Origin of the sequence: Sphingosinicella sp. (assembly GCF_052387495.1) — a bacterium.
GTDB lineage: Bacteria > Pseudomonadota > Alphaproteobacteria > Sphingomonadales > Sphingomonadaceae > Allosphingosinicella.
On record NZ_JBQTJC010000121.1, the window covers coordinates 26,902 to 45,768 of the forward strand.

General features: G+C 68.1%; 24 protein-coding genes. 12 read left to right on the forward strand and 12 right to left on the reverse strand.

Annotated elements, in window-relative coordinates; genetic code table 11:
- Positions 1–6: 6 nt before the first annotated feature.
- From ACT4N8_RS06945 to ACT4N8_RS06960, 4 genes are all read left to right on the forward strand, one after another.
- Entirely contained in the window at positions 7–276 is a 270-nt protein-coding gene (locus tag ACT4N8_RS06945; protein ID WP_444857406.1) for a hypothetical protein, read from the forward strand.
- A gap of 97 nt (positions 277–373) precedes the next feature.
- Positions 374–991: a GTP cyclohydrolase I FolE gene (gene folE, locus ACT4N8_RS06950; RefSeq protein ID WP_444857407.1), complete on the forward strand. Its 618-nt coding sequence runs from the start codon at positions 374–376 to the stop codon at positions 989–991.
- Positions 991–1,446 carry a hypothetical protein gene (locus ACT4N8_RS06955; protein WP_444857408.1) on the forward strand — a complete coding sequence of 152 codons (456 nt, stop codon included), beginning with the start codon at positions 991–993 and terminating at the stop codon, positions 1,444–1,446. The genes folE and ACT4N8_RS06955 overlap by 1 nt, the downstream gene beginning before the upstream one ends.
- Positions 1,443–2,732, forward strand: coding sequence for an MFS transporter (locus ACT4N8_RS06960; protein ID WP_444857409.1), 1,290 nt, complete (start codon positions 1,443–1,445; stop codon positions 2,730–2,732). Before ACT4N8_RS06955 ends, ACT4N8_RS06960 begins: the two co-directional genes overlap by 4 nt.
- A 61-nt stretch (positions 2,733–2,793) precedes the next feature.
- On the opposite strand, the gene rplI is transcribed toward ACT4N8_RS06960, so the two are convergent.
- The 3 genes from rplI to rpsF are packed head-to-tail and all read right to left on the reverse strand — an operon-like array spanning position 2,794 to position 4,150.
- Positions 2,794–3,456: a 50S ribosomal protein L9 gene (rplI, locus tag ACT4N8_RS06965; protein WP_444857410.1), complete on the reverse strand. Its 663-nt coding sequence runs from the start codon at positions 3,454–3,456 to the stop codon at positions 2,794–2,796.
- Between the two features lie 13 nt (positions 3,457–3,469).
- On the reverse strand, positions 3,470–3,694 hold the full coding sequence (rpsR, locus tag ACT4N8_RS06970; protein ID WP_309001494.1) for a 30S ribosomal protein S18: 225 nt from the start codon (positions 3,692–3,694) through the stop codon (positions 3,470–3,472).
- A gap of 18 nt (positions 3,695–3,712) precedes the next feature.
- Positions 3,713–4,150, reverse strand: coding sequence for a 30S ribosomal protein S6 (rpsF, locus tag ACT4N8_RS06975; protein ID WP_444857411.1), 438 nt, complete (start codon positions 4,148–4,150; stop codon positions 3,713–3,715).
- An 885-nt stretch (positions 4,151–5,035) separates the two neighbouring features.
- On the opposite strand from rpsF, the gene fabD reads away from it, so the two are divergent.
- Both fabD and ACT4N8_RS06985 read left to right on the forward strand, forming a co-directional pair.
- A complete protein-coding gene (fabD, locus tag ACT4N8_RS06980; RefSeq protein WP_444857412.1) occupies positions 5,036–5,959 on the forward strand; it encodes an ACP S-malonyltransferase in 924 nt (307 codons plus the stop codon).
- A gap of 92 nt (positions 5,960–6,051) precedes the next feature.
- Positions 6,052–6,477: a GxxExxY protein gene (locus tag ACT4N8_RS06985; RefSeq protein ID WP_444857413.1), complete on the forward strand. Its 426-nt coding sequence runs from the start codon at positions 6,052–6,054 to the stop codon at positions 6,475–6,477.
- Positions 6,478–6,484: 7 nt separating this feature from the next.
- On the opposite strand, the gene ACT4N8_RS06990 is transcribed toward ACT4N8_RS06985, so the two are convergent.
- Positions 6,485–7,465, reverse strand: coding sequence for a caspase family protein (locus ACT4N8_RS06990; protein WP_444857414.1), 981 nt, complete (start codon positions 7,463–7,465; stop codon positions 6,485–6,487).
- Between the two features lie 112 nt (positions 7,466–7,577).
- Here ACT4N8_RS06990 and fabG point away from each other — a divergent pair, with 112 nt between their 5' ends.
- The 4 genes from fabG to mltG all read left to right on the forward strand — a co-directional run bounded on the left by fabG (position 7,578) and on the right by mltG (position 11,009).
- On the forward strand, positions 7,578–8,318 hold the full coding sequence (fabG, locus tag ACT4N8_RS06995) for a 3-oxoacyl-[acyl-carrier-protein] reductase (protein WP_444857415.1): 741 nt from the start codon (positions 7,578–7,580) through the stop codon (positions 8,316–8,318).
- A gap of 79 nt (positions 8,319–8,397) precedes the next feature.
- The gene (locus ACT4N8_RS07000; RefSeq protein ID WP_444857416.1) at positions 8,398–8,634 is read left to right on the forward strand and encodes an acyl carrier protein; all 237 of its coding nucleotides are present in this window, start codon (positions 8,398–8,400) and stop codon (positions 8,632–8,634) included.
- Positions 8,635–8,740: 106 nt separating this feature from the next.
- Complete coding sequence (gene fabF, locus ACT4N8_RS07005) at positions 8,741–10,000, forward strand: beta-ketoacyl-ACP synthase II (protein ID WP_444857417.1); 1,260 nt, start codon at positions 8,741–8,743, stop codon at positions 9,998–10,000.
- Between the two features lie 10 nt (positions 10,001–10,010).
- Positions 10,011–11,009, forward strand: a complete 999-nt coding sequence (gene mltG / locus ACT4N8_RS07010) for an endolytic transglycosylase MltG (RefSeq protein ID WP_444857418.1) — start codon at positions 10,011–10,013, stop codon at positions 11,007–11,009.
- Between the two features lie 18 nt (positions 11,010–11,027).
- Here the strand turns inward: mltG and ACT4N8_RS07015 are convergent, their stop codons facing one another.
- From ACT4N8_RS07015 to ACT4N8_RS07030, 4 genes are all read right to left on the reverse strand, one after another.
- Positions 11,028–11,459, reverse strand: coding sequence for a hypothetical protein (locus tag ACT4N8_RS07015; RefSeq protein WP_444857419.1), 432 nt, complete (start codon positions 11,457–11,459; stop codon positions 11,028–11,030).
- Positions 11,460–11,521: 62 nt separating this feature from the next.
- Positions 11,522–12,397 (reverse strand): C40 family peptidase, encoded by an 876-nt coding sequence (locus ACT4N8_RS07020; protein WP_444857420.1) that lies wholly within the window; start codon positions 12,395–12,397, stop codon positions 11,522–11,524.
- The gene (locus ACT4N8_RS07025) at positions 12,345–12,689 is read right to left on the reverse strand and encodes a MarR family winged helix-turn-helix transcriptional regulator (protein WP_444857429.1); all 345 of its coding nucleotides are present in this window, start codon (positions 12,687–12,689) and stop codon (positions 12,345–12,347) included. Before ACT4N8_RS07025 ends, ACT4N8_RS07020 begins: the two co-directional genes overlap by 53 nt.
- Before the next feature lie 129 nt (positions 12,690–12,818).
- Entirely contained in the window at positions 12,819–14,210 is a 1,392-nt protein-coding gene (locus tag ACT4N8_RS07030) for a leucyl aminopeptidase family protein (protein ID WP_444857421.1), read from the reverse strand.
- 121 nt (positions 14,211–14,331) lie between these two features.
- On the opposite strand from ACT4N8_RS07030, the gene ACT4N8_RS07035 reads away from it, so the two are divergent.
- Positions 14,332–15,195, forward strand: coding sequence for a LytR/AlgR family response regulator transcription factor (locus tag ACT4N8_RS07035; protein WP_444857422.1), 864 nt, complete (start codon positions 14,332–14,334; stop codon positions 15,193–15,195).
- A gap of 4 nt (positions 15,196–15,199) precedes the next feature.
- Here ACT4N8_RS07035 and rimO read toward each other — a convergent pair whose 3' ends face one another.
- Positions 15,200–16,531, reverse strand: a complete 1,332-nt coding sequence (gene rimO / locus ACT4N8_RS07040) for a 30S ribosomal protein S12 methylthiotransferase RimO (protein ID WP_444857423.1) — start codon at positions 16,529–16,531, stop codon at positions 15,200–15,202.
- Between the two features lie 54 nt (positions 16,532–16,585).
- On the reverse strand, positions 16,586–16,828 hold the full coding sequence (locus ACT4N8_RS07045) for a hypothetical protein (RefSeq protein WP_444857424.1): 243 nt from the start codon (positions 16,826–16,828) through the stop codon (positions 16,586–16,588).
- A gap of 105 nt (positions 16,829–16,933) precedes the next feature.
- Between ACT4N8_RS07045 and ACT4N8_RS07050 the strand changes: the two genes are divergently transcribed.
- Positions 16,934–17,188 (forward strand): hypothetical protein, encoded by a 255-nt coding sequence (locus ACT4N8_RS07050; RefSeq protein ID WP_444857425.1) that lies wholly within the window; start codon positions 16,934–16,936, stop codon positions 17,186–17,188.
- A 3-nt stretch (positions 17,189–17,191) separates the two neighbouring features.
- Here the strand turns inward: ACT4N8_RS07050 and ACT4N8_RS07055 are convergent, their stop codons facing one another.
- Positions 17,192–18,277 (reverse strand): potassium channel family protein, encoded by a 1,086-nt coding sequence (locus ACT4N8_RS07055; protein ID WP_444857426.1) that lies wholly within the window; start codon positions 18,275–18,277, stop codon positions 17,192–17,194.
- On the reverse strand, positions 18,274–18,867 hold a 594-nt coding region (gene surE, locus ACT4N8_RS07060), incomplete at its 5' end, for a 5'/3'-nucleotidase SurE (RefSeq protein ID WP_444857427.1). The genes ACT4N8_RS07055 and surE, both read right to left, overlap by 4 nt.

Below are 18,867 nucleotides of genomic sequence, written 5' to 3' on the forward strand. Positions count from 1 at the left end.
AGAGTCATGAAACCGATACGTGGGTTGAGCCGGCGTAGCTTTTTGGCGCGGATCGGCGGTGGCATTGCTCTGGGAGGAAGCCTGACTGGCTGCGTCGGCTTCGGCTATTCGGACAGCGATCCCTACGATCCGATCGGCTACGGCCGCGGCGATTATGGCCACGGCCGGCGCGGCGGCGGCAGGGGCGGAGGACGCGGCGGGCGCGGACGCGGTGGCTGCAGCGACAGCGACGCCGGGCGCGGCGCCGATCCGGGCGGGGACGGCCGGCACTGCTGAGCCCGGCCTGATCGCATAGACGCCGACGCGGAGGTTTCCCGCCGTGCTTTGCCTGTGTATCCCTATCGCCCCGCAAGCGGCGCGAGAGAAGGTGCAGATGGCCGAGCATGGCGAACCCGAGGATGGCGACCTGGTCAGCGAGCCGTCGCGCGTCGGAGTGCCGGACGAGGTCCAGGAGGCGGTGCGAACCCTGATCCGCTGGGCCGGGGACGATCCCGGCCGCGAGGGACTGCGCGACACGCCGAAGCGGGTCGCGCGCGCCTGGCGCGAATATGCGCGCGGCTATGCCGAAGATCCCGCCCGACATCTCAGCCGCACCTTCGAGGAAGTCGGCGGCTATGACGAGATCGTCCTGTTGAAAGACATTCCCTTCCAGTCGCACTGCGAGCACCACATGGCGACGATCCTCGGCAAGGCGGCGATCGCCTATCTGCCGGCGGACAAGGTGGTCGGAATCTCGAAGCTCGCCCGCGTGCTGCACGGCTATGCGCGGCGGCTGCAGGTGCAGGAAAGGCTGACCGCGCAGGTCGCCGACGCGATCTGGGAGCATCTGAAGCCGCAAGGCGTCGCGGTAGTGATCGAGGCGACCCATGCCTGCATGACCGCGCGCGGCGTCTCGACCCCCGACGTGATGATGACGACCAGCCGGATGATGGGCGTCTTCCGCGAGGACGAGCGCAGCCGCCGCGAGGTGCTTGCTTTGATGGGCTATTGATGAGGGCTTGGCCGCTGATCGCCTCCGTCCTGCTCGCCGGGTGTGGCGACTCTGGCGGAAATCAGGCGGTTTCGACCGAGCAGATCGAGCGCGTCTCGACGCCGAAGGACGAGCTGGACGATGCCGGCCGCTCCGCCCGGCTCGAGCCGCTCTCGGGCGACGAGATCGCCGAGGTCGGACGGGATGGCGGCTGCGTGTTCAGCCACGGCCCGGACATCCTGCTCGTCGCGGCGGGGAGCAATGCGATCGCCCGCGTTGCCGGAGAGGCGCGGCACTTCGTTCAGTCGGCGCCCGTCGGGCCGACCGGCGGCTTCTTCGAGGACCGCCAGGTCAGCATCAGCATCGGCCGCGTCGGGGCGGAAGGGCTGGAGGCCCGAGCCACGACCACCAATCGGCGTTCCGAGACGAGCGAGGAGATTGCCGGAACCTGGACCTGCGAGGGAATGAATAGATGAGCGAAGCGAAGACCCCGCTGCGGCGCGTGGTGATGGCGAGCATGATCGGCACCACCATCGAATGGTATGATTTCTTCCTCTACGGCGCGGCCGCGGCGCTCGTCTTCAACCGTCTCTTCTTCCCCGAGTTCGATCCGCTCACCGGCACCCTGCTCGCCTTCGCCACCTACGCGCTCGGCTTCGTCGCGCGGCCCATCGGCGGGATCGTCTTCGGCCATTATGGCGACCGGATCGGGCGCAAACGCTTGCTGATGATCAGCCTCATCCTGATGGGTGTCGCGACGGTGCTGATCGGGCTGCTCCCCACATACAACCAGATCGGCATCTGGGCGCCGCTCGCCTTGATCGCGCTCCGCCTCGTCCAGGGTTTCGCGGTCGGCGGCGAATGGGGCGGGGCGGTGCTGATGGCGGCCGAGCATGGCGATGCCGCGCGGCGCGGCTTCTGGGCCAGCTGGCCGCAGGCGGGCGTTCCTGCCGGCAACCTCCTCGCCGCCGGCGTACTGGCGCTGATGGCGGGCATCCAGCCCGAGGCGGACTTCGTCGCCTGGGGCTGGCGGGTGCCCTTCCTGCTCTCGGCCTTTCTCGTCGTGGTCGGCTTCTACATCCGCAACCGGGTCGACGAGAGCCCGATGTTCGAGCGCGCGCTGGACGAAGCGGAGGCGCCGCCGAAGCTCCCGGCGATGGACGTGGTCCGCGAGCGGCCGGGTGCTTTGTTGCTCGGCGCGGGGCTCAGGATCGGCGAGAACATTTCCTATTACATCCTGACTGTGTTCAGCCTGACCTATCTGGTCGACGTGGCGGCGGAGACGCGCAGCCTGGCGCTCAACGCCTTGCTGGTCGGCGCGGCGGTGCAGTTCTTCGCCATTCCGGCCTTCGCCTTGCTATCGGACCGGATCGGGCGGCGGCCGGTCTATGCCTTCGGCGGGCTGGCCCTTGCCGCTTGGGCGTTCGTCATGTTCCCCTTGCTGGGCAGCGGCAACAACGCCGCGATCCTGCTCGCTCTGGTCGTCGGGCTCGTTCTCCACGGCGCGATGTACGGTCCGCAGGCGGCGTTCATCACCGAGCTTTTCCCGACCCGGATCCGCTATTCGGGCGTCAGCCTGGCCTATCAGCTCACCGCCATCGTCGGCGGCTCGCTGGCTCCGATCGTCGCGCTCTGGCTCTACCGCGAATACGACTCGGCGCTGCCGGTGGCGATCTATGTCGGCGTGACCTGCGCGATCAGCGGCGCCTCGGCCCTCCTGGCGCGGGAGACCCGGGGGATCGAGCTCAGCGAGATTCGCTAGCGCAAGAGAAAGGCCGCCGGCTCTTGCGGGCGGGCGGCCTTTTCCCCTGTGATCGAGAGGCTCAGGCCTCTTCGGCGGTCTCGCCTTCCTCGGCGGGCGCTTCGGCGGTCTCCGCCGGGGCTTGCTCGGCGGGTGCCTCCTCGGCCGCCTCGGCTTCCGGCTCGGGCACGACCTCACCGGGCTCGAGGCCTTCGATCCGCTCCTCGGTGAAGCCGGCGACGTCCTTCTCGAACATCTCGGCCATCACGTCCTTGCCCTGCGCCTGCAGCTCGGCCTCTTCCGGCGAGCGGGCGATGTTGACGCTGATCGTCACCGCGACCTCGGGATGGAGCGCGATCTTCACGTCCTGGACGCCGATCGCCTTGATCGGGCGATCGAGGACGATCTGGTGCTTGGCGATCTTGTGGCCTTCGGCTTCAAGCGCCTCGGAAAGGTCGCGGGCCGAAACCGAGCCGTAGAGCTGGCCGGTGTTGGAAGCCTGGCGGATGAGCTGGAGCTTCAGCCCGTCGACCTTCTTGGCTTCCGTCTCGGCCTCGCCGCGCCGCTCGGCGTTGCTGGCCTCGATCTTCTCGCGATTGGCCTCGAACACCTTGCGGTTGGCCTCGTTGGCGCGGAGCGCCTTGCCGCGCGGCAGGAGGAAGTTGCGGGCATAGCCGTTATTCACCTTCACCACGTCGCCGATGCTGCCGAGCTTCTCGATCCGTTCGAGCAGGATGACGTCCATCTTATCGCCCTCCTTATTTCACGACATAGGGAAGCAGGCCGATGTGGCGGGCGCGCTTGATCGCCTTGGCCAGCTCGCGCTGCTTCTTGGTGGAGACCGCGGTGATGCGGCTCGGGACGATCTTGCCCCGCTCGGAGACGAAGCCCTGCAGCAGGCGGACGTCCTTGTAATCGATCTTCGGCGCGTCCTTGCCCGAAAAGGGGCAGGACTTGCGGCGGCGGAAAAACGGGCGTGCCATGTCTCTTGCTCCTCTCGCTTAGGCGTCGACGTCTTCGCGCGAACGGCGCGGACGGTCCTCGCGGTCGCCGCGGTCCCCGCGCGGGCCACGATCACCGCGGTCGCCGCGGTCGTCACGGTCGCGCTTGTCGCGCTCGCCGCGGCGCATCATCACCGACGGGCCGGCCTCGTGCGCATCGACCTTGATCGTCAGGTAGCGGATGACGTCCTCGTTGATCTGGGTCTGCCGCTCCAATTCGGCGACGACGGGCGCCGGCGCCTCGAAATCGAGCGCGACATAATGGGCCTTGCGGTTCTTGGCGATCCGGTAGGCGATGTTGCGAAGACCCCAGGTCTCGGTCTTGACGACCTTCCCGCCATTGTCCTCGATGATCTTGGTGGCGTTTTCCGCCAGCGCGTCCACCTGGGCCTGGGCCAGGTCCTGACGCGCGAGAAACACATGCTCGTAGAGAGCCATGTCGCGCTTGTCCTTGTCTTGACCGATCGCTGACGCCGCCCAATGCGGACGCCCCTCCGGCTGTCGTCTCAAAAATGAACGGGGCGAAAGGACTGAGCCTTCGCCCCGGACGGCTGGCCACATGGCGGAGACGGTGCGAAAAATCAAGCCTTTCGGAGGGTCGGTGGCGTAAGCGCGAATCAGCCCACGAGGGGCCATCGCCGGCGAAAGGTCCCAATGTTCGCGGTCGCCATGGGGATTGCGGTGGCCGGCTCGTCCTTCGTGTCGGGCGAAAGAATGTTAGCGAAGTCGCGGAGAGCCGCAGTACGATCGCTACGCCTATAAGTGTCGCAATTATCATCGTGCTGGCATTTGCGGCGGCGGTGATTACCGAAAGGAACGAGACACCTCAGCGCCACCTTGCGTCAGCACTATGGCTAGGTAAGCAAAAGCAGCTGCGAGCAACCAGCCGAAAAGCTCTAGCTTCGCCTTATGGCGGGTACTTGCCTCGCCCCAAGCTCTGCGAACGTGCGAAAAGTTAAGAAGCCCGCGAGCGCCAGCCCGAGCGATCCGCTGCTTATAAACATCAAAGAGGGTTGGCGATTCGTTGGCAGCAGTTGGCGGTTCAGGTTGTCCGTCAGGATCAGCGGCGCGTTCAAGGTCCCCCATCCGACCAGCCTACCGTCACTGTTCGGCATGGAACAGGGGGGTTAAGCAGCTCTGCAAATTGCCTACAAATTTTGTGTGGCACAGGCGGTCCCAAACCGCTTGAGAAAGGCGGCGCCGTCACGAACCGTCCGCGCTGTTTATGACCGCGGCTGGCGGCACAGTAATTTCCATGTTCCCATTCCCTTGCGCCCCGCGCCGGCCCTGCCTACCAGCCGCCCGCGAACAGGAGGCTGAGATATGCGCGCATTCATCTTTCCCGGGCAGGGGAGCCAGGCGGTCGGGATGGGGGCGGCGCTGGCCGAGGCGAGCGCGGCGGCGCGCGAGGTGTTCGGCGAGGTCGACGAGGCGCTGGGGCAGAATCTCTCGCGGCTGATGCGCGACGGGCCGATCGAGGAGCTGACCCTGACCGAGAACGCGCAGCCGGCGATCATGGCGAATGCGCTCGCGGTGCTGCGCGCCTCCGGCGTGGATCTGCCCGCCAAGGCGGCCTTCGTCGCCGGCCATTCGCTGGGCGAATATAGCGCGCTCTGCACCGCCAGCACCTTCGATCTCGCCACCGCGGCGCGCCTGCTCAAGCTCAGGGGCAAGGCTATGCAGGCGGCGGTGCCGGTGGGGGTCGGCGCGATGGCGGCGATGCTCGGCGCGGGCCTGAGCGAGGCGCAGCGGCTGGTGAGCGAGACGGGCGAAGGCGACGTGCTGGACGTGGCCAACGACAACGACCCGGGCCAGGTCGTCATTTCGGGCCACGCCGCGGCGGTCGAGCGGGCGGTCGCTGCGGCCAGGGATCATGGCTTCAAGCGCGGCATCCTCCTGCCCGTCTCCGCGCCCTTTCATTGCCGGCTGATGCAGCCCGCCGCCGACGCGATGGGCGAGGCGCTGGGCGAGGCCGCGCTCGCGGCGCCCGCGGTGCCGGTCTACGCCAATGTCACCGCCGCGCCGGCGAGCGATCCGGACGAGATTCGGGACCTGCTCGTCCGGCAGGTGACGGGCATGGTCCGCTGGCGCGAGAGCGTAGCCGCCATGGCCGAGGCAGGGGTCACCGATTTCGTCGAGCTGGGCGGCAAGGTGCTCGGCCCGATGGTCAAGCGCATCGCCCCGGACGCGAATGTGACCAGCGTCGTCACGCCGGACGACATCGACGCGCTGGTTGGGGGGATTTAGGGTTTTCACGCGGAGACGCCGAGAAGAAGAGGAGACGCGGAAAGGGGAAGGTCTATATTCGCGCGGAGACGCGGAGGCGCGGAGGGGAGCGGGTGAAGGACATCGACGAGATAAGCGGCGACGTGCTGGACGTGTCGCTGCGGCTGCATCGCCAGCTCGGTCCCGGGCTGCTGGAGTCGGTTTACGAGACGATCCTCGCTGCCAAGCTCGCGGAGATGGGCTACGCGGTCGCCCGCCAGCAGCCGATCGCCATCGAGTTCGAAGGTCTCTACTTCGATGCGGCGTTTCGAATCGACCTGCTCGTCGATGAGCGCCTCCTCGTCGAGATCAAGTCGGTCGATCAGTTGCATGCTGCGCATGCGAAGCAGCTGCTCACCTATATGCGGCTCGCCAACCAGCCCGTCGGGCTGCTCATCAATTTCGGTGGAGCAACGCTGAAGGAGGGAGTGCGCAGATTGGTCAACGACTATCGCCCCTCCGCGTCTCCGCGTCTCCGCGCGAACCTTCCTCAGCAGTGACGAGATCTCAGCGGCTGCGGGTGCGTCGCCTTCGATTGGGGCCGGAGAAGTAGATCGGGCGGCCGATCGAGCCTTGCGACCAGGGATATTGGGCGCGGCGGGTGACGCGGACGACCTCGCCGGTGGTCAGCGAGACGATGTCGTCGAGGCTGTAGGGGCGCCGGATGTGGCGGGCCAGCGCCGTCGCGAACGGGCCGTTGCGGCTGCCCTCGACATCGTCGAGCGCGACGTTGGCGGGGTCGGTCGAGAAGACGATCCGGATGTTGCTGCCCTGAAGCTGGAAGGCGCGCAGCCGTCCGGGCGTCCCGCTGGCGGCGCGGAGATCGCCGAGGCTGATCGTCTGCAACCGCACCGCATCGGCGGGGTCGAGCGAGACGGCGCGCGAGACCCGCGCGCGCGCAACATCCTCGGCGCTGAACGGATTGTTGCGGCAGGCGTCGAGGAAGAGGATGGCGACGCCGGCGCGCTGGCGCATCACCTGGACGAGGGCCTGGAGGCTGAGGAAGGTTTCGGCGCCTTCGAGCAGCAGCAGATTCTCGCCACCGATCTCGATGCCGTGGCCGGCGACATAGACGAGCGCGATCGTGTTCGGATCGAGGCTGTCGAGATAGGCGGCAATGCGCGCCGCGGTCTCGGCCGGGCTGCCGTCGCCGTGATGCGTCACCGAATCGAAATCGAGACGGCGGAAGGCGCGGACGATCAGCTCGGCGTCGCGGGTCGTGTTGGCGAGCGTGAAGCGCGGCGTGGCCTGGTAGCTCTGGCTGAGCACGAGGGCGCGGATTTGCGGCGGCTGCGAAACGGGCCCGGTCTGGTCCATGCTTTGCATCTGGCCCTGATCGAGCGGATCGGGGCGGCGCTGCTCGGGCGCGTTCGGCCCGGGCTGGGGCGGCGGGCCTGGTCCGCCCGGGCCGCCGCCCTGAGCGCGGGCGAGCGCCGGCGCGACCAGCCCGGCAAGGCCGCCGATCAGGACATGGCGCCGGTGGATCATCTTTCCCCTCCCATGGCGGCAGACTAACAGGCCACGAACAAGGTGCAACGCCGGGGGCTGGTACGGCGGGCGCGGACGTGGCAACGCTCGCCGCCGATTCAGGAGGCTGACCATGTTCGATCTTACAGGCATGACCGCGCTCGTCACCGGCGCCTCGGGCGGGATCGGCTCGGCGATCGCGAGGGCGTTGGCGGGGCAGGGGGCGCGGCTGGCTCTCTCTGGCTCCAACGCGGACAAGCTCGAGGCGTTTCGCGCCGAATTGGGCGGCGATCATGTCGCCTTGGCCTGCAACCTCTCCGACGGCGCCGCGGTCGATGCCTTGGTGCCGCGCGCGGTCGAGGCGCTGGGGCAGCTCGACATCCTCGTCAACAATGCCGGCGTCACCCGCGACAATCTCGCGATGCGGATGAAGGACGAGGAGTGGGACCAGGTCATCCGGGTCAATCTCGAGGCCGCCTTCCGGCTCGCCCGCGCGGCGCTGAAGCCGATGATGCGCGCCCGCTTCGGGCGGATCGTCTCGATCACCTCGGTGGTCGGCGCGACCGGCAATCCGGGCCAGGCCAATTATGCCGCCTCCAAGGCCGGCCTCGTCGGAATGTCGAAGGCGCTCGCGCAGGAAGTCGGCAGCCGGGGCATCACCGTCAACTGCATCGCCCCGGGCTTCATCCGCTCGGCGATGACCGACGTCCTGCCGGAGGCGCAGAAGGCGGCGCTGGTCGCGCGCATCCCGGCCGGCGACCTCGGCACCGGCGAGGATATCGGCGCGGCGGCGATCTATCTCGCCAGCCGCGAGGCCAGCTACGTCACCGGCCAGACGCTGCACGTCAACGGCGGGATGGCGATGATCTCCTGACTGCCTGCCACTTGCCTTTTGCCGCTGCGAGGGGCTAGGGCGGGAGCCGAAAAGAAACGCCTCTAGGGAAAGGTGAACTATGAGCGAGACCGCTGACCGCGTTAAGAAGATCGTCGTCGAGCATCTGGGCGTCGAGGCCGACAAGGTCACCGAGGAAGCGAGCTTCATCGACGATCTCGGCGCGGACAGCCTCGACATCGTCGAGCTGGTCATGGCTTTCGAGGAGGAGTTCGGGGTCGAGATTCCCGACGACGCCGCGGAGAAGATCACCACCGTCAAGGACGCGATCGACTATATCGACCAGAACAAGGCCTGAGCCTCCTGGTCCGTTCGCCGGGTGCCGGCGGCGAGAGCCGATCGATTGAATTTGCGGCTCCCCGCTCTAAGTGGGGAGCCGTTCGTCTTTAAGGAGTAAGCCAAAGATGCGCCGTGTCGTGGTCACCGGTCTCGGGCTCGTCACCCCTCTGGGCGGCGACGTCGAGACGAGCTGGAAGAACATCCTCGCCGCGAAGTGCGGCGCGACCCGCATCACCCGGTTCGATCCCACCGATTATGCCTGCCAGATCGCCTGCGAGGTCAAGCCGCCCGAGCATGAATATGGCTTCGACCCCGGAAAAAGGGTCGATCACAAGGTGCAGCGGCAGGTCGATCCGTTCATCATCTACGGCCTCGACGCCGCCGGCCAGGCGCTGGAGGATGCCGGCCTCACCGAGATGAGCGAGGAGGAGCGCTTCCGCGCCGGCGTCTCGATCGGCTCGGGGATCGGCGGGCTGCCCGGCATCGAGAAGGAATCGATCGTCCTCCACGAAAAGGGGCCGCGCCGGGTCAGCCCGCATTTCGTGCACGGCCGGCTGATCAACCTGATCTCGGGCCAGGTCTCGATCAAATACGGGCTGATGGGCCCGAACCATGCGGTCGTCACCGCCTGCTCGACCGGCGCCCATTCGATCGGCGACGCCGGGCGGATGATCGCGATGGACGATGCCGACGTCATGCTCGCCGGAGGTAGCGAGGACGCGCTCTGCCCGCTCGGCATCGCCGGCTTCGCGCAGGCGCGCGCGCTCTCGACCAACTTCAACGACCAGCCCGAGAAGGCCAGCCGCCCCTATGACAAGGACCGCGACGGCTTCGTCATGGGCGAGGGCGCAGGCGTCGTCGTGCTCGAGGAATATGAGCGGGCCAAAAAGCGCGGCGCCAAAATCTACGCCGAGCTGGTCGGCTACGGCATGTCCGGCGACGCCTATCACGTCACCGCCCCGCACCCGGAAGGGTCGGGCGGCTTCCGCGCGATGCAGGTGGCGATGAAGCGCTCGGGCCTCGACCTCGGCGATATCGACTATATCAACGCCCACGGCACCTCGACCCCGCTCGGCGACGAGCTCGAGCTGGGCGCGGTCCGGCGCCTATTCGGCAACCATATCGGCGGATTGTCGATGAGCTCGACCAAGTCGGCGATCGGCCATCTGCTCGGCGGCGCCGGCGCGGTCGAATCGATCTTTTGCATCCTCGCCTTGCGCGACCAGATCGTCCCGCCGACGCTCAACCTCGACAATCCGAGCGAGGGGACGGCGGGAGTCGATCTCGTCCCGCACGTCGCCAAGGAGCGCAGGGTCAAGGCGGTGCTCAACAACAGCTTCGGCTTCGGCGGCACCAATGCCAGCCTCGTCATGAAGGCCGTGTAAGCGAGCCCTTATGAAGCCGAAGCGCCGCAGGACCATCAAGCGCGCGGCGCTGCTGCTGCTGATCGTGCCGGCGCTCGCGATTCTCGCCGCGGGCGTCTCGCTCTGGATGTTCTGGGTCGGCCCCGGGCCGACTTCGCAGCCGGTGACGCTCATCGTCGAGCAGGGCGCGAGCGTCGCCCGCGTCGCGCAGCAGCTCGAGCAGGCCGGCGCGATCCGCGGCAATGCCACGGTGTTCCGCGGCTTCGCTCGGCTGTTCGGCGATCACGCCCCGATCCAGGCCGGCGAGTTCCAGCTTCGCGAAGGGATAAGCGCGGCGGCGATCCTCACCCATCTCCAATATGGCCGGCCGATCCAGCGGCTGGTGACGATTCCCGAAGGCATGCCCTCCGTCCTCGTCCACGAGCGGCTGATGCGGACCGAATTTCTGACCGGCGCGATCGAGGTCCCGCCCGAGGGCTCGGTGCTGCCGGACACTTACAGCTACCGGCGCGGCGAGAGCCGGGCAGCGGTGCTGGCGCGGATGCAGGCGGCGATGCGGCGCGAGCTGGCGCGGCTCTGGGAGCAGCGCGGCGCCAACATCGCCGTGGTCAGTCCCGAGGCGGCGATCATCCTCGCCTCGATCGTCGAAAAGGAAACCAGCAAGCCGTCCGAGCGGCGAATGGTCGCGGGCGTCTATACCAACCGGCTGCGCCGCAACATGCCGCTCCAGGCCGATCCGACCGTGATCTATCCGATCACGCGCGGGCGGCCGCTCGGGCGGCGCATCCGGCTCTCCGAGCTGCGCGCCAATAACGGCTACAACACCTATGCGAGCGCGGGCCTGCCGATCGGGCCGATCGCCAATCCCGGGCGGGCGTCGATCGCCGCCGTGCTCAATCCGCAGCCGACCAATGCGCTCTATTTCGTCGCCGACGGCAGCGGCGGGCACGTCTTCGCCGACACGCTGGAGCAGCACAATGCCAACGTCCAGCGCTGGTACGCCATCCGCCGCGCCCGCGGCGAGATGTAAGGCCGCGGAACCCGGACGCTAGGTCAGCCAGCCGCGCTTCACGCCGGTACTGGCCGCCCAGACCAGCAGCAGCGCGATGGCGGTGATCAGGATCGGCATGACGAAGGCCTGACTCCCTTCGACCGCGCGGGCCTCGCTGACGAACAGCACCCAGCCCATCTGCACGACAATGCAGACCAGGGACACGATCAGCACCAACCGTGCCCAGGCCTTCGAGAGCAGCAGGCCGAGGCTGCCGATGAGCCCTGTGAAGACGGCGAGGGCGAAGGCGCCCGTGACCCAGGTCGGGATCGTCGCCATCAGCACCTGCTGCTCGGGCGTCATTTCCTGCATCGGCGGGACGGTGCCGACATGGCCGAGATAGGACCAGACTCCGATCAGGTTCCACAAGACGGCCAGAACCGCCACTGCACGAAACCAGACGGGTGGCTTTGTCGTGATGACGTTCATTTTCCCCTCCGTTGTCTTTCGCGGGAGGAGACTGCTCGTTTCGCAGTCGAAATGCAACGCGCCTAGAGCGGCAGCCGACGGCGCTCCGCGTCCCGGAGCAGCGCGAGCGGGACCGTGGTGACCTTGCCCGCCTCGCGGCTGGCGTGGATCAGCATGAGATCGTCGATCATCAGCCCGGCCCCGTCTTCGAACAGGACGAGATCGCCGTGGCGCGGCGCGCCCGTCGCTGGCTCGCCCAGCTCGCGCTGCTGGTCGGCGAAGCGCGGCGCGGCGATGCCGCACAGGGAAAGCGTGAGCTGGACGAGCCCGCCCGCGTCGATCCCGGCATGGCTGCGCCCGCCCTCGAGCCAGGGGGTGCCGATCAGCCGCTCGGCGATCACAACCGGGTCGTCGGCGGGCTCGTCGATCCTCTCCAAATGGCTCAAGGGGACGCAGCCATATTCGGTGTTGAGACAGGCGCCGCATTCCTCGCCGTGCAGCCGCGCGCCCATCGGCAGGCTCGCAAGCAGCGGCGCTGTGACGCGCGCGTCGGGCATCACCGGTGCGCTTTTCTCGCAGACGATGTGGGTCGGGGCGATCGGCTCGGTCAGCTCAATCGCCTCGACATAGCCGACCGCCCGGTCCGCCGCGCAATAGCCCCAGGCCCGGCCGCCGGCATATTCGAGCACCGCGAAATCCTCGCCCGGCAGCAGCTCGCTCACCGGTGGAGCGTCGGCGTCGGCGCCGCCGCGCACGAACGTCGGGCGCGAGCCGCAGCCGCGCAGCAAAGCGCGCGCATAATGCGGCGCGAGCACGCAGGCGGAGAGGGCGATGTCGGCGAGATCGGAGCGATAGGCGTTGACCCGCGGATCGAGCCGCGCGGTCGGGCCGGTCAGGCGGAAATGGTCAGCCGTGCTGGAAGAGCAGCCCGCGCTCGCCGCTGGAGCGGCGGCCGCCATTGTCGGCCTTGTCGAGGTTGCCTTCGAAGCGCTCAAGGAATTCCTGCCCGGTTCCGGTCTTGGCGACGAATACGTTGCGGCGGTCCGCCTCGTCGCGCACGCGGCGCAGATAGCCGAGGGAGCCGAGCGTGTTCAAGGCGCGCGTGATCACCGGCTTCGACACGCCGAGTATGGCGGCGAGGCCGCGCACGGTGTGCGGGCCGGGGGTGAGATAGACCAGCAGCATCAGCGCCATTTGCCGGTTGGTGAGGTCGGGCTGGCCGGATCTGACATGGCTGATCAGCGTCTGCATCCAGCTCTTGAGGGCATGGTCGGCCACGGGCTCGCTCCGCAAATTTTCAGGCATGTTACGGCCCTAAAACCAGCAAGGACCCGTTTCGTTTCCGGCTTTGGTCCGATTGTCCGTGGCAAGGACCGCAAATCAGCCGCGCGGATAGCGCCAGCGCAGCACCTCCCAAGCCGCGCGCAGGCCGAGCGCGTCGCCGCCCTTGGGCCGCCCGGGCCTGGCCGAAGCGCGCCAGGCGAAGGTATCGAAATGCGCCCAGGCGACCCCCTCGGGCACGAATTTCTGGAGGAACAAGGCGGCCGTCACCGAGCCCGCCATCGGCGCGTCCGCGACATTGCCGAGATCGGCGAGGTCGGAGGCGAGCATCTCCTCATAATGTTTCCACAGCGGCATCCGCCAGAGCGGGTCGCTGATTTCGGTCCCGGCGGCGAGCAGCTCCCCAGCGAGCGCGTCGTCATTCGAAAAGAGCGCCGGCAGATCCGGTCCCAGCGCGATTCGCGCGGCGCCGGTGAGCGTCGCGAAATCGAGCAGCAGCTCCGGCTTGTCCTCGCCCGCTCTGGTCAGCGCATCGGCGAGGATCAGCCGCCCTTCCGCATCGGTATTGCCGACCTCCACGGTCAGCCCCTTGCGGCTGGTGAGGATGTCGCCGGGGCGGAAAGCGTCGCCCGACACCGCATTCTCGACCGCGGGAATCAGCAAATGGAGCCGGACTGGAAGATTCGCCTTCATCACGAGCCGGGCGAGGGCGAGGGCATGCGCGGCCCCGCCCATGTCCTTCTTCATCAGCCGCATCCCCGCCGACGGCTTGATGTCGAGCCCGCCCGTGTCGAAGCACACCCCCTTGCCGACCAAGGCGAGGCGCGGGTGGCGCTGATCGCCCCATTCGAGCTCGATCAGCCGCGGCGCCCGCCGCTCGCTCGCCGCACGCCCCACTGCGGCGACCATCGGATAGTCCTTCGCCAGCGCCTCGCCCGAAATCGTGCGGCTCTTGGCGCCGCAATCCTTCGCGACCGCCTCGACCGCGTCCTGCAGTTCCGCGGGACCGAGATCGCCGGCGGGCGTGTTGACGAGATCGCGGACGAGGAAGGTCGATTCCGCGATCCGCACCGTCTCGTCGATCCGCGCCGGCTCGTCGGTGAGAAGCACGCGCGGGCCCTTCGAATTCTTCTCCTTGCGGTAGCGCTCGAAGCGATACTGGCCGAGCAGCCAGCCGAGCACGCCCGGCCCCGGCGACCGGTCCGCGACGCGATAGGTCCCTTCGGGGAGCAGATCGGCGGCCTTGGACAGGCACCAGGGGCTGAGCTCGTCGACATTGGCGACGCCGAGCGCCGCCGACCAGCCGTCGCGCTCCCCCGGAAGGATCGCGAGCTGGTAGCCCTCCGCCTTGAACCCCTGCGCCTGCGCGGCCTGCCGCGCCGGCCCCGGCTGGTCCTTCAGCCAGGCGTCGAAGCCCTTCTTGTCGACGAGCTGGAGGCGGGTTGCGGCCTGGCCCTGATCGGGCTTGAGGAGATCGGCGAGCGCGGTCATGGCGCGCCTCTTAGCCGAAGGCGCGGCGGGGTGGGAATGGGGTCGCGGGCCTGCCGCTCACTCGGGACTGGCCGTCCGGCCCGCTTTTGCGCATGGTGGCGGGGTGAGTCGAACGGCGGACATGATGCCGGGTACCTCGATGGCCGGAACTCTCGCGGTCGGCGTCGACGCCGGCTGGTCGCGCCGCGCGACGATGGCCTTCGTCGCGCTGTTCTGGCTGATCACCTTCCTGCTCTTCTCCGTGCGCGCGCTGCTGATCGACCCCGAGGCGTTCGATCTGGTCCAAGCGAATCGGCTGGTCAGCACCGGGCTCGGCGCCATCTTCTTCGGCCTGGCGATCGCGCGTCTGGCGCGCCGCGAGGCCGATTCTCTCGTCGCCCAGGCGCGGCAGGTCCTCGCCTGGGCGATGGGCGCGGCCGGGGCGATCGCGGTGGCGCGCCTCGCCATCGATCTCTCTTTCGATCCGCAGACCCCGACGGTGGCGGCGGCATTGCCCGCGACCCTGCGCTGGCTGCTCGTCTGGCTCGGCTACTTCTTCGCCTGGTCGGGCGCCTATCTGCTGCTGCGCTACGACCGCGCGCTGGCCGCGCAACAGGCGCTCCTCTCGCGCAAGTCTTCTGCGCCGCATTCCGCGCCAGAGCCGGAGACGCTCTGGGCCGAGCGTAACCGCCAGCGGGTGCGCCTGCCTGTCGAGCGCATCGAATGGGTCGAGGCGGAAGGCGATTATATCCGGCTCCATGCCGGCGACGCGGGCGGCACGATTCGCATGACCCTGAGCGCCGCCGCGAGAATGCTCGGTCCGCACGGCTTCATCCGCGTCCATCGCTCGGTGCTCTGCCGGCAGGGCGCGATCGTCGCGCTGGAGCGGACCCGGAGCGGCGCGCTTCGGGCTGAGCTCCAGGGCGGGGACAAGGTGCCCGTCGGCCGCCGCTTCGCCGATTTGGTCACGGGACTGGCGCAAAGCGCCGCAGCGGCGGCGGAATAGGACCCTAGGCCGCGACCGGAACGCCGTAGAGATCGTGCTCGTCGGCGTCCTCGACGCGGACGCTGACGATATCGCCCTGCGCGAGATGGCCGGCGTCGCGGAGGTGGACTTCGCCGTCGATTTCGGGCGCGTCCGCCTCGGAGCGGCCGGTCGCGCCGTCGGCGTCGACCGCGTCGACGATCACCTCGATCGTCCGTCCGGTCTTCGCCTGGAGCTTGGCGGCGGAGATGGCGGCGCATTTCGCCATCAGCCGGGCGTAGCGCTCCTCCTTGACCGCTTCGGGCACGGCGCCGGGAAGGTCATTGGCGGCGGCGCCTTTCACGGGCTCGAAGCGGAAGGCACCGACCCGGTCGAGCTGCGCCTCGTCCAGCCAATCGAGCAAATATTCGAAATCCGCGTCGGTCTCACCGGGGAAGCCGGTGATGAAGGTCGAGCGGATCGCGATGTCGGGGCAGATCTCGCGCCACGAGCGGATCCGCTCGAGTACCTTCGCCTCGTTCGCCGGCCGCCGCATCGCCTTCAGCACGCTGCGCGAGGCATGCTGGAAGGGAATGTCGAGATAGGGGAGGACAAGCCCCTCGGCCATCAGCGGGATGATTTGGTCGACGTGCGGATAGGGGTAGACGTAATGAAGCCGCAGCCAGGGCGCGATCCGGCCGAGCTCGCGGGCGAGATCGGTCATGTGTGGCACGATCTCGCGGCCCTGCCACATCCGCGGCTCCTTGCGGATGTCGACGCCATAGGCCGAAGTATCCTGGCTGATCACCAGCAGCTCCTTCGTCCCGGCCGCGACCAATTTCTCGGCCTCGCGCAGGATCGCGTCGGGCCGCCGGCTGACCAGATCGCCGCGCAGCGAGGGGATGATGCAGAAGGCGCAGCGGTGGTTGCAGCCCTCTGAAATCTTCAGATAGCTGTAATGGCGCGGGGTGAGCTTCAGCCCGGCGTCCGGCACTAGGTTCAGATACGCGCTCGGCGGCATCGGCGCGGCGACATGGACCGCACCGACCACCTCTTCATATTGATGCGCGCCGGTGATCGCGAGCACTTCGGGAAAGCGTTGGCGGATCGCCTCGGCCTCCTTGCCGAAACAGCCGGTGACGATCACGCGGCCGTTCTCGGCAATCGCCTCGCCGATCGCCTCCAGGCTCTCCTCCTTGGCCGAGTCGAGGAAGCCGCAGGTGTTGACCAGCACGACATCCGCCCCGGCATAGTCCGCGGACAAGGCGTAGCCGTCCGAGCGGAGCTTGGTCAGGATGCGCTCCGAATCGACGAGGTTCTTCGGACAGCCGAGCGAAACCATGCCGACCTTGGGCGGGGCGGGGAGTTCGAGTTCCATGGGAGCGCGCCACATAGTGCCGGAGCGCGGATTTTCCTAGAGTCTCGCTAGCCCTCAGGGCCGGGCGCCGGACCCTTTAAGCCAATATTGCTGCTGGGACGCGCCGGCGCGCCGCTCGTCCGCTCCCGAAAGCTGGGCGATTACCTCGTCGTAGGAGCCCTCGACAGCGATATGGTGCTCGCCGAAGAAGATATCGGTGAAAGCGCCGATCGAGGCGCGCACGTCGGTCACCAGCTCGGGATTGATCCCGACCTTGCCGGGCTGACCGCCCCGCTTGAAAGTTACGAACCGCGCCATCCGGTCTCCTTCCCGGCCTCATGCACCGCGAGAGTAAAATTGTCGTTACGCGGGTGCTTGCCCAAGAGCCGAATTTCCTAGCCCCGGAAGCCAAGGGCGGCCAAGATGAGCGCCGAGGAGAAGGCGAATATGGTGCGGATGCGGCTGCTGGTGGAGCGGGGATCGCTGCAGGACCAGTCGGAGGAATGGGGCGAGCTCGATTTCCTTGCTCTGCCTTCGCCCGGCGACCGGCTCAGCGTCCGGCGCGGCAACGAGGCCAATTATCTGACCGTCTTATGCGTCCATCACCAGCCCACAGCGCCCGGCGACGGCGAGGAGCCGACCGCTTATGTCGTCGCCAAGTGGACCGGGGCAGGCTGAGGCTCAGGCGCCTTCCGGCGCCATCTTGCGCGGCGGTCCGGACTGCAGCGGCAGCGACGCCTCGCAGCCGATCGAGGGGATGATCTCGACGATCCGGTCGCCCGCGCAAAGCGAGCGCGCCTCTTCCTCCCAGAAGCCGATCGGCTTTCCGTCGCGATAGACGCGCACGCCGAGGCCGGTGGAAAGCTCCGCCAGCGATTTGCCGCATTCCTCGGGTTTCACCTCCCGCTCGCCGAGCGCGACCCGGCCGTGGGCGGAGGCGAGATCGGCGAGATAGTCGGAAATGTTGGGGCCGTGCGCGGAGCCGGCGAGCAGCAGGCCGGCGAAGCTCACCGGGTTGATCACGGTCGTCGCCCCCGCCGCGCGCGCCGGCAGCTCGTTGTCCTCGGCGCGCACCGCCAGCGTGATCCTGAGGTCGGGCGCGAGATGCCGCGCCGTCAGGCAGATCAGGATCGACGTATCGTCGCGGCCGGCCGAGATGATCATCACCCTGGCGCGGGCGATCCGCACCGCGTTCAGGGTTTGGTCGCGGGTGGCGTCGGCCTGGAGCACGGCGCAGCCCAAGGATTCGGCGCGGGCGAGGGCGTCCGCGCTCGCGTCGATGACGACGATCCGCCCCGGGTCGGTGCCCCGCGCGATCAGCTCGTCGACCGCCTCCGAGCCGCTGGTGCCGAAGCCGGCAACCACGATGTGATCGTGAAGATGTCGTTGCAAGCGTGCCATGCTCCACCTGTCCCAAGTCCGCCGGATGACGAACGTATAAGCCGTGCCGATAAAGATCAGCACGAAGAAGATGCGGATCGGCGTCACCACCAGCGCATCGAACATGCGCGTCGTGTCGGTCACCGGGACGATGTCGCCATAGCCGGTGGTCGTGATGCTGATCATCGTGAAATAGACGACGTCGAGGAAGCTGACATGGCCGTCTAGGCCGTCCTCCAGCCCTTCGCGCTCGAACCAGTGGACGGCAATTGCGAAGGCGAGCAGGCCGAACACCGCGCCGACCCGCCAGGCGATCGACATCCAGGGTGAGAGAGCGGCCTTGCGCCGCAGCGTGGTCTGGTTCGGACCGCCGACCGGGACGGTCACGCGAACCGCTCCGCGAGTCGATCGAGCGAGGCCTCGTGGGTGAGATCGAGATGGAGCGGCGTCACCGTGACATAGCCGTCGGCGATCGCCTCGAGGTCGGTCTCGTGGCCGGGCGTCTGCACCACCGGCGCGAGCCCGAACCAGTAATAATTGTAGCCGCGCGGATCGGTGTTCTTGACGATCCTGAGGCGGCCATAGTCGCGAATGCCCTGACGGACGACGCGGATGCCTTTGACCGCCTCGGGGGGCAGCGCGGGGAAATTGACGTTGACCAAAGTACGCGGCGCCATCGGCGTCCCGATCAGCGGGCGCAGCACCCGCTCCGCCCAGGCCTCGGCGGCGGCGAAGGGCACCATGTCGCCCATCCCTTCCCGCGGATAGCTCTGGCTGAGCGCGATCGAGGGAATGCCGGCGAGCGCGCCCTCCATCGCCGCCGAAACCGTGCCCGAATAGGTGACGTCCTCGCCGAGATTGGCGCCGCGATTGACCCCGGAAAGGATCAGATCGGGCTGCACCTCCTTCATGATGTGGGCGAGGCCCATCATCACCGCGTCGGTCGGCGTGCCGGTGACGCAGAAGCGCTGCTCGCC

Excerpts from the sequence above, each read along its gene's own strand:
- ACT4N8_RS07025 (WP_444857429.1), bottom strand. The coding sequence starts at position 12,689 with ATGCAGACGCTGATCAGCCATGTCAGATCCGGCCAGCCCGACCTCACC.
- ACT4N8_RS07030 (WP_444857421.1), bottom strand. The coding sequence starts at position 14,210 with ATGACCGCGCTCGCCGATCTCCTCAAGCCCGATCAGGGCCAGGCCGCA.
- ACT4N8_RS06955 (WP_444857408.1), top strand. The coding sequence starts at position 991 with ATGAGGGCTTGGCCGCTGATCGCCTCCGTCCTGCTCGCCGGGTGTGGC.
- ACT4N8_RS07045 (WP_444857424.1), bottom strand. The coding sequence starts at position 16,828 with ATGGCGCGGTTCGTAACTTTCAAGCGGGGCGGTCAGCCCGGCAAGGTC.
- ACT4N8_RS07035 (WP_444857422.1), top strand. The coding sequence starts at position 14,332 with ATGATGCCGGGTACCTCGATGGCCGGAACTCTCGCGGTCGGCGTCGAC.
- mltG (WP_444857418.1), top strand. The coding sequence starts at position 10,011 with ATGAAGCCGAAGCGCCGCAGGACCATCAAGCGCGCGGCGCTGCTGCTG.
- fabD (WP_444857412.1), top strand. The coding sequence starts at position 5,036 with ATGCGCGCATTCATCTTTCCCGGGCAGGGGAGCCAGGCGGTCGGGATG.
- folE (WP_444857407.1), top strand. The coding sequence starts at position 374 with ATGGCCGAGCATGGCGAACCCGAGGATGGCGACCTGGTCAGCGAGCCG.
- ACT4N8_RS06945 (WP_444857406.1), top strand. The coding sequence starts at position 7 with ATGAAACCGATACGTGGGTTGAGCCGGCGTAGCTTTTTGGCGCGGATC.
- rpsR (WP_309001494.1), bottom strand. The coding sequence starts at position 3,694 with ATGGCACGCCCGTTTTTCCGCCGCCGCAAGTCCTGCCCCTTTTCGGGC.
- ACT4N8_RS07020 (WP_444857420.1), bottom strand. The coding sequence starts at position 12,397 with ATGGCGGCCGCCGCTCCAGCGGCGAGCGCGGGCTGCTCTTCCAGCACG.
- rimO (WP_444857423.1), bottom strand. The coding sequence starts at position 16,531 with ATGGAACTCGAACTCCCCGCCCCGCCCAAGGTCGGCATGGTTTCGCTC.
- ACT4N8_RS07000 (WP_444857416.1), top strand. The coding sequence starts at position 8,398 with ATGAGCGAGACCGCTGACCGCGTTAAGAAGATCGTCGTCGAGCATCTG.
- ACT4N8_RS06990 (WP_444857414.1), bottom strand. The coding sequence starts at position 7,465 with ATGATCCACCGGCGCCATGTCCTGATCGGCGGCCTTGCCGGGCTGGTC.
- fabG (WP_444857415.1), top strand. The coding sequence starts at position 7,578 with ATGTTCGATCTTACAGGCATGACCGCGCTCGTCACCGGCGCCTCGGGC.
- fabF (WP_444857417.1), top strand. The coding sequence starts at position 8,741 with ATGCGCCGTGTCGTGGTCACCGGTCTCGGGCTCGTCACCCCTCTGGGC.
- rpsF (WP_444857411.1), bottom strand. The coding sequence starts at position 4,150 with ATGGCTCTCTACGAGCATGTGTTTCTCGCGCGTCAGGACCTGGCCCAG.
- ACT4N8_RS06960 (WP_444857409.1), top strand. The coding sequence starts at position 1,443 with ATGAGCGAAGCGAAGACCCCGCTGCGGCGCGTGGTGATGGCGAGCATG.
- ACT4N8_RS07050 (WP_444857425.1), top strand. The coding sequence starts at position 16,934 with ATGAGCGCCGAGGAGAAGGCGAATATGGTGCGGATGCGGCTGCTGGTG.
- ACT4N8_RS07015 (WP_444857419.1), bottom strand. The coding sequence starts at position 11,459 with ATGAACGTCATCACGACAAAGCCACCCGTCTGGTTTCGTGCAGTGGCG.
- rplI (WP_444857410.1), bottom strand. The coding sequence starts at position 3,456 with ATGGACGTCATCCTGCTCGAACGGATCGAGAAGCTCGGCAGCATCGGC.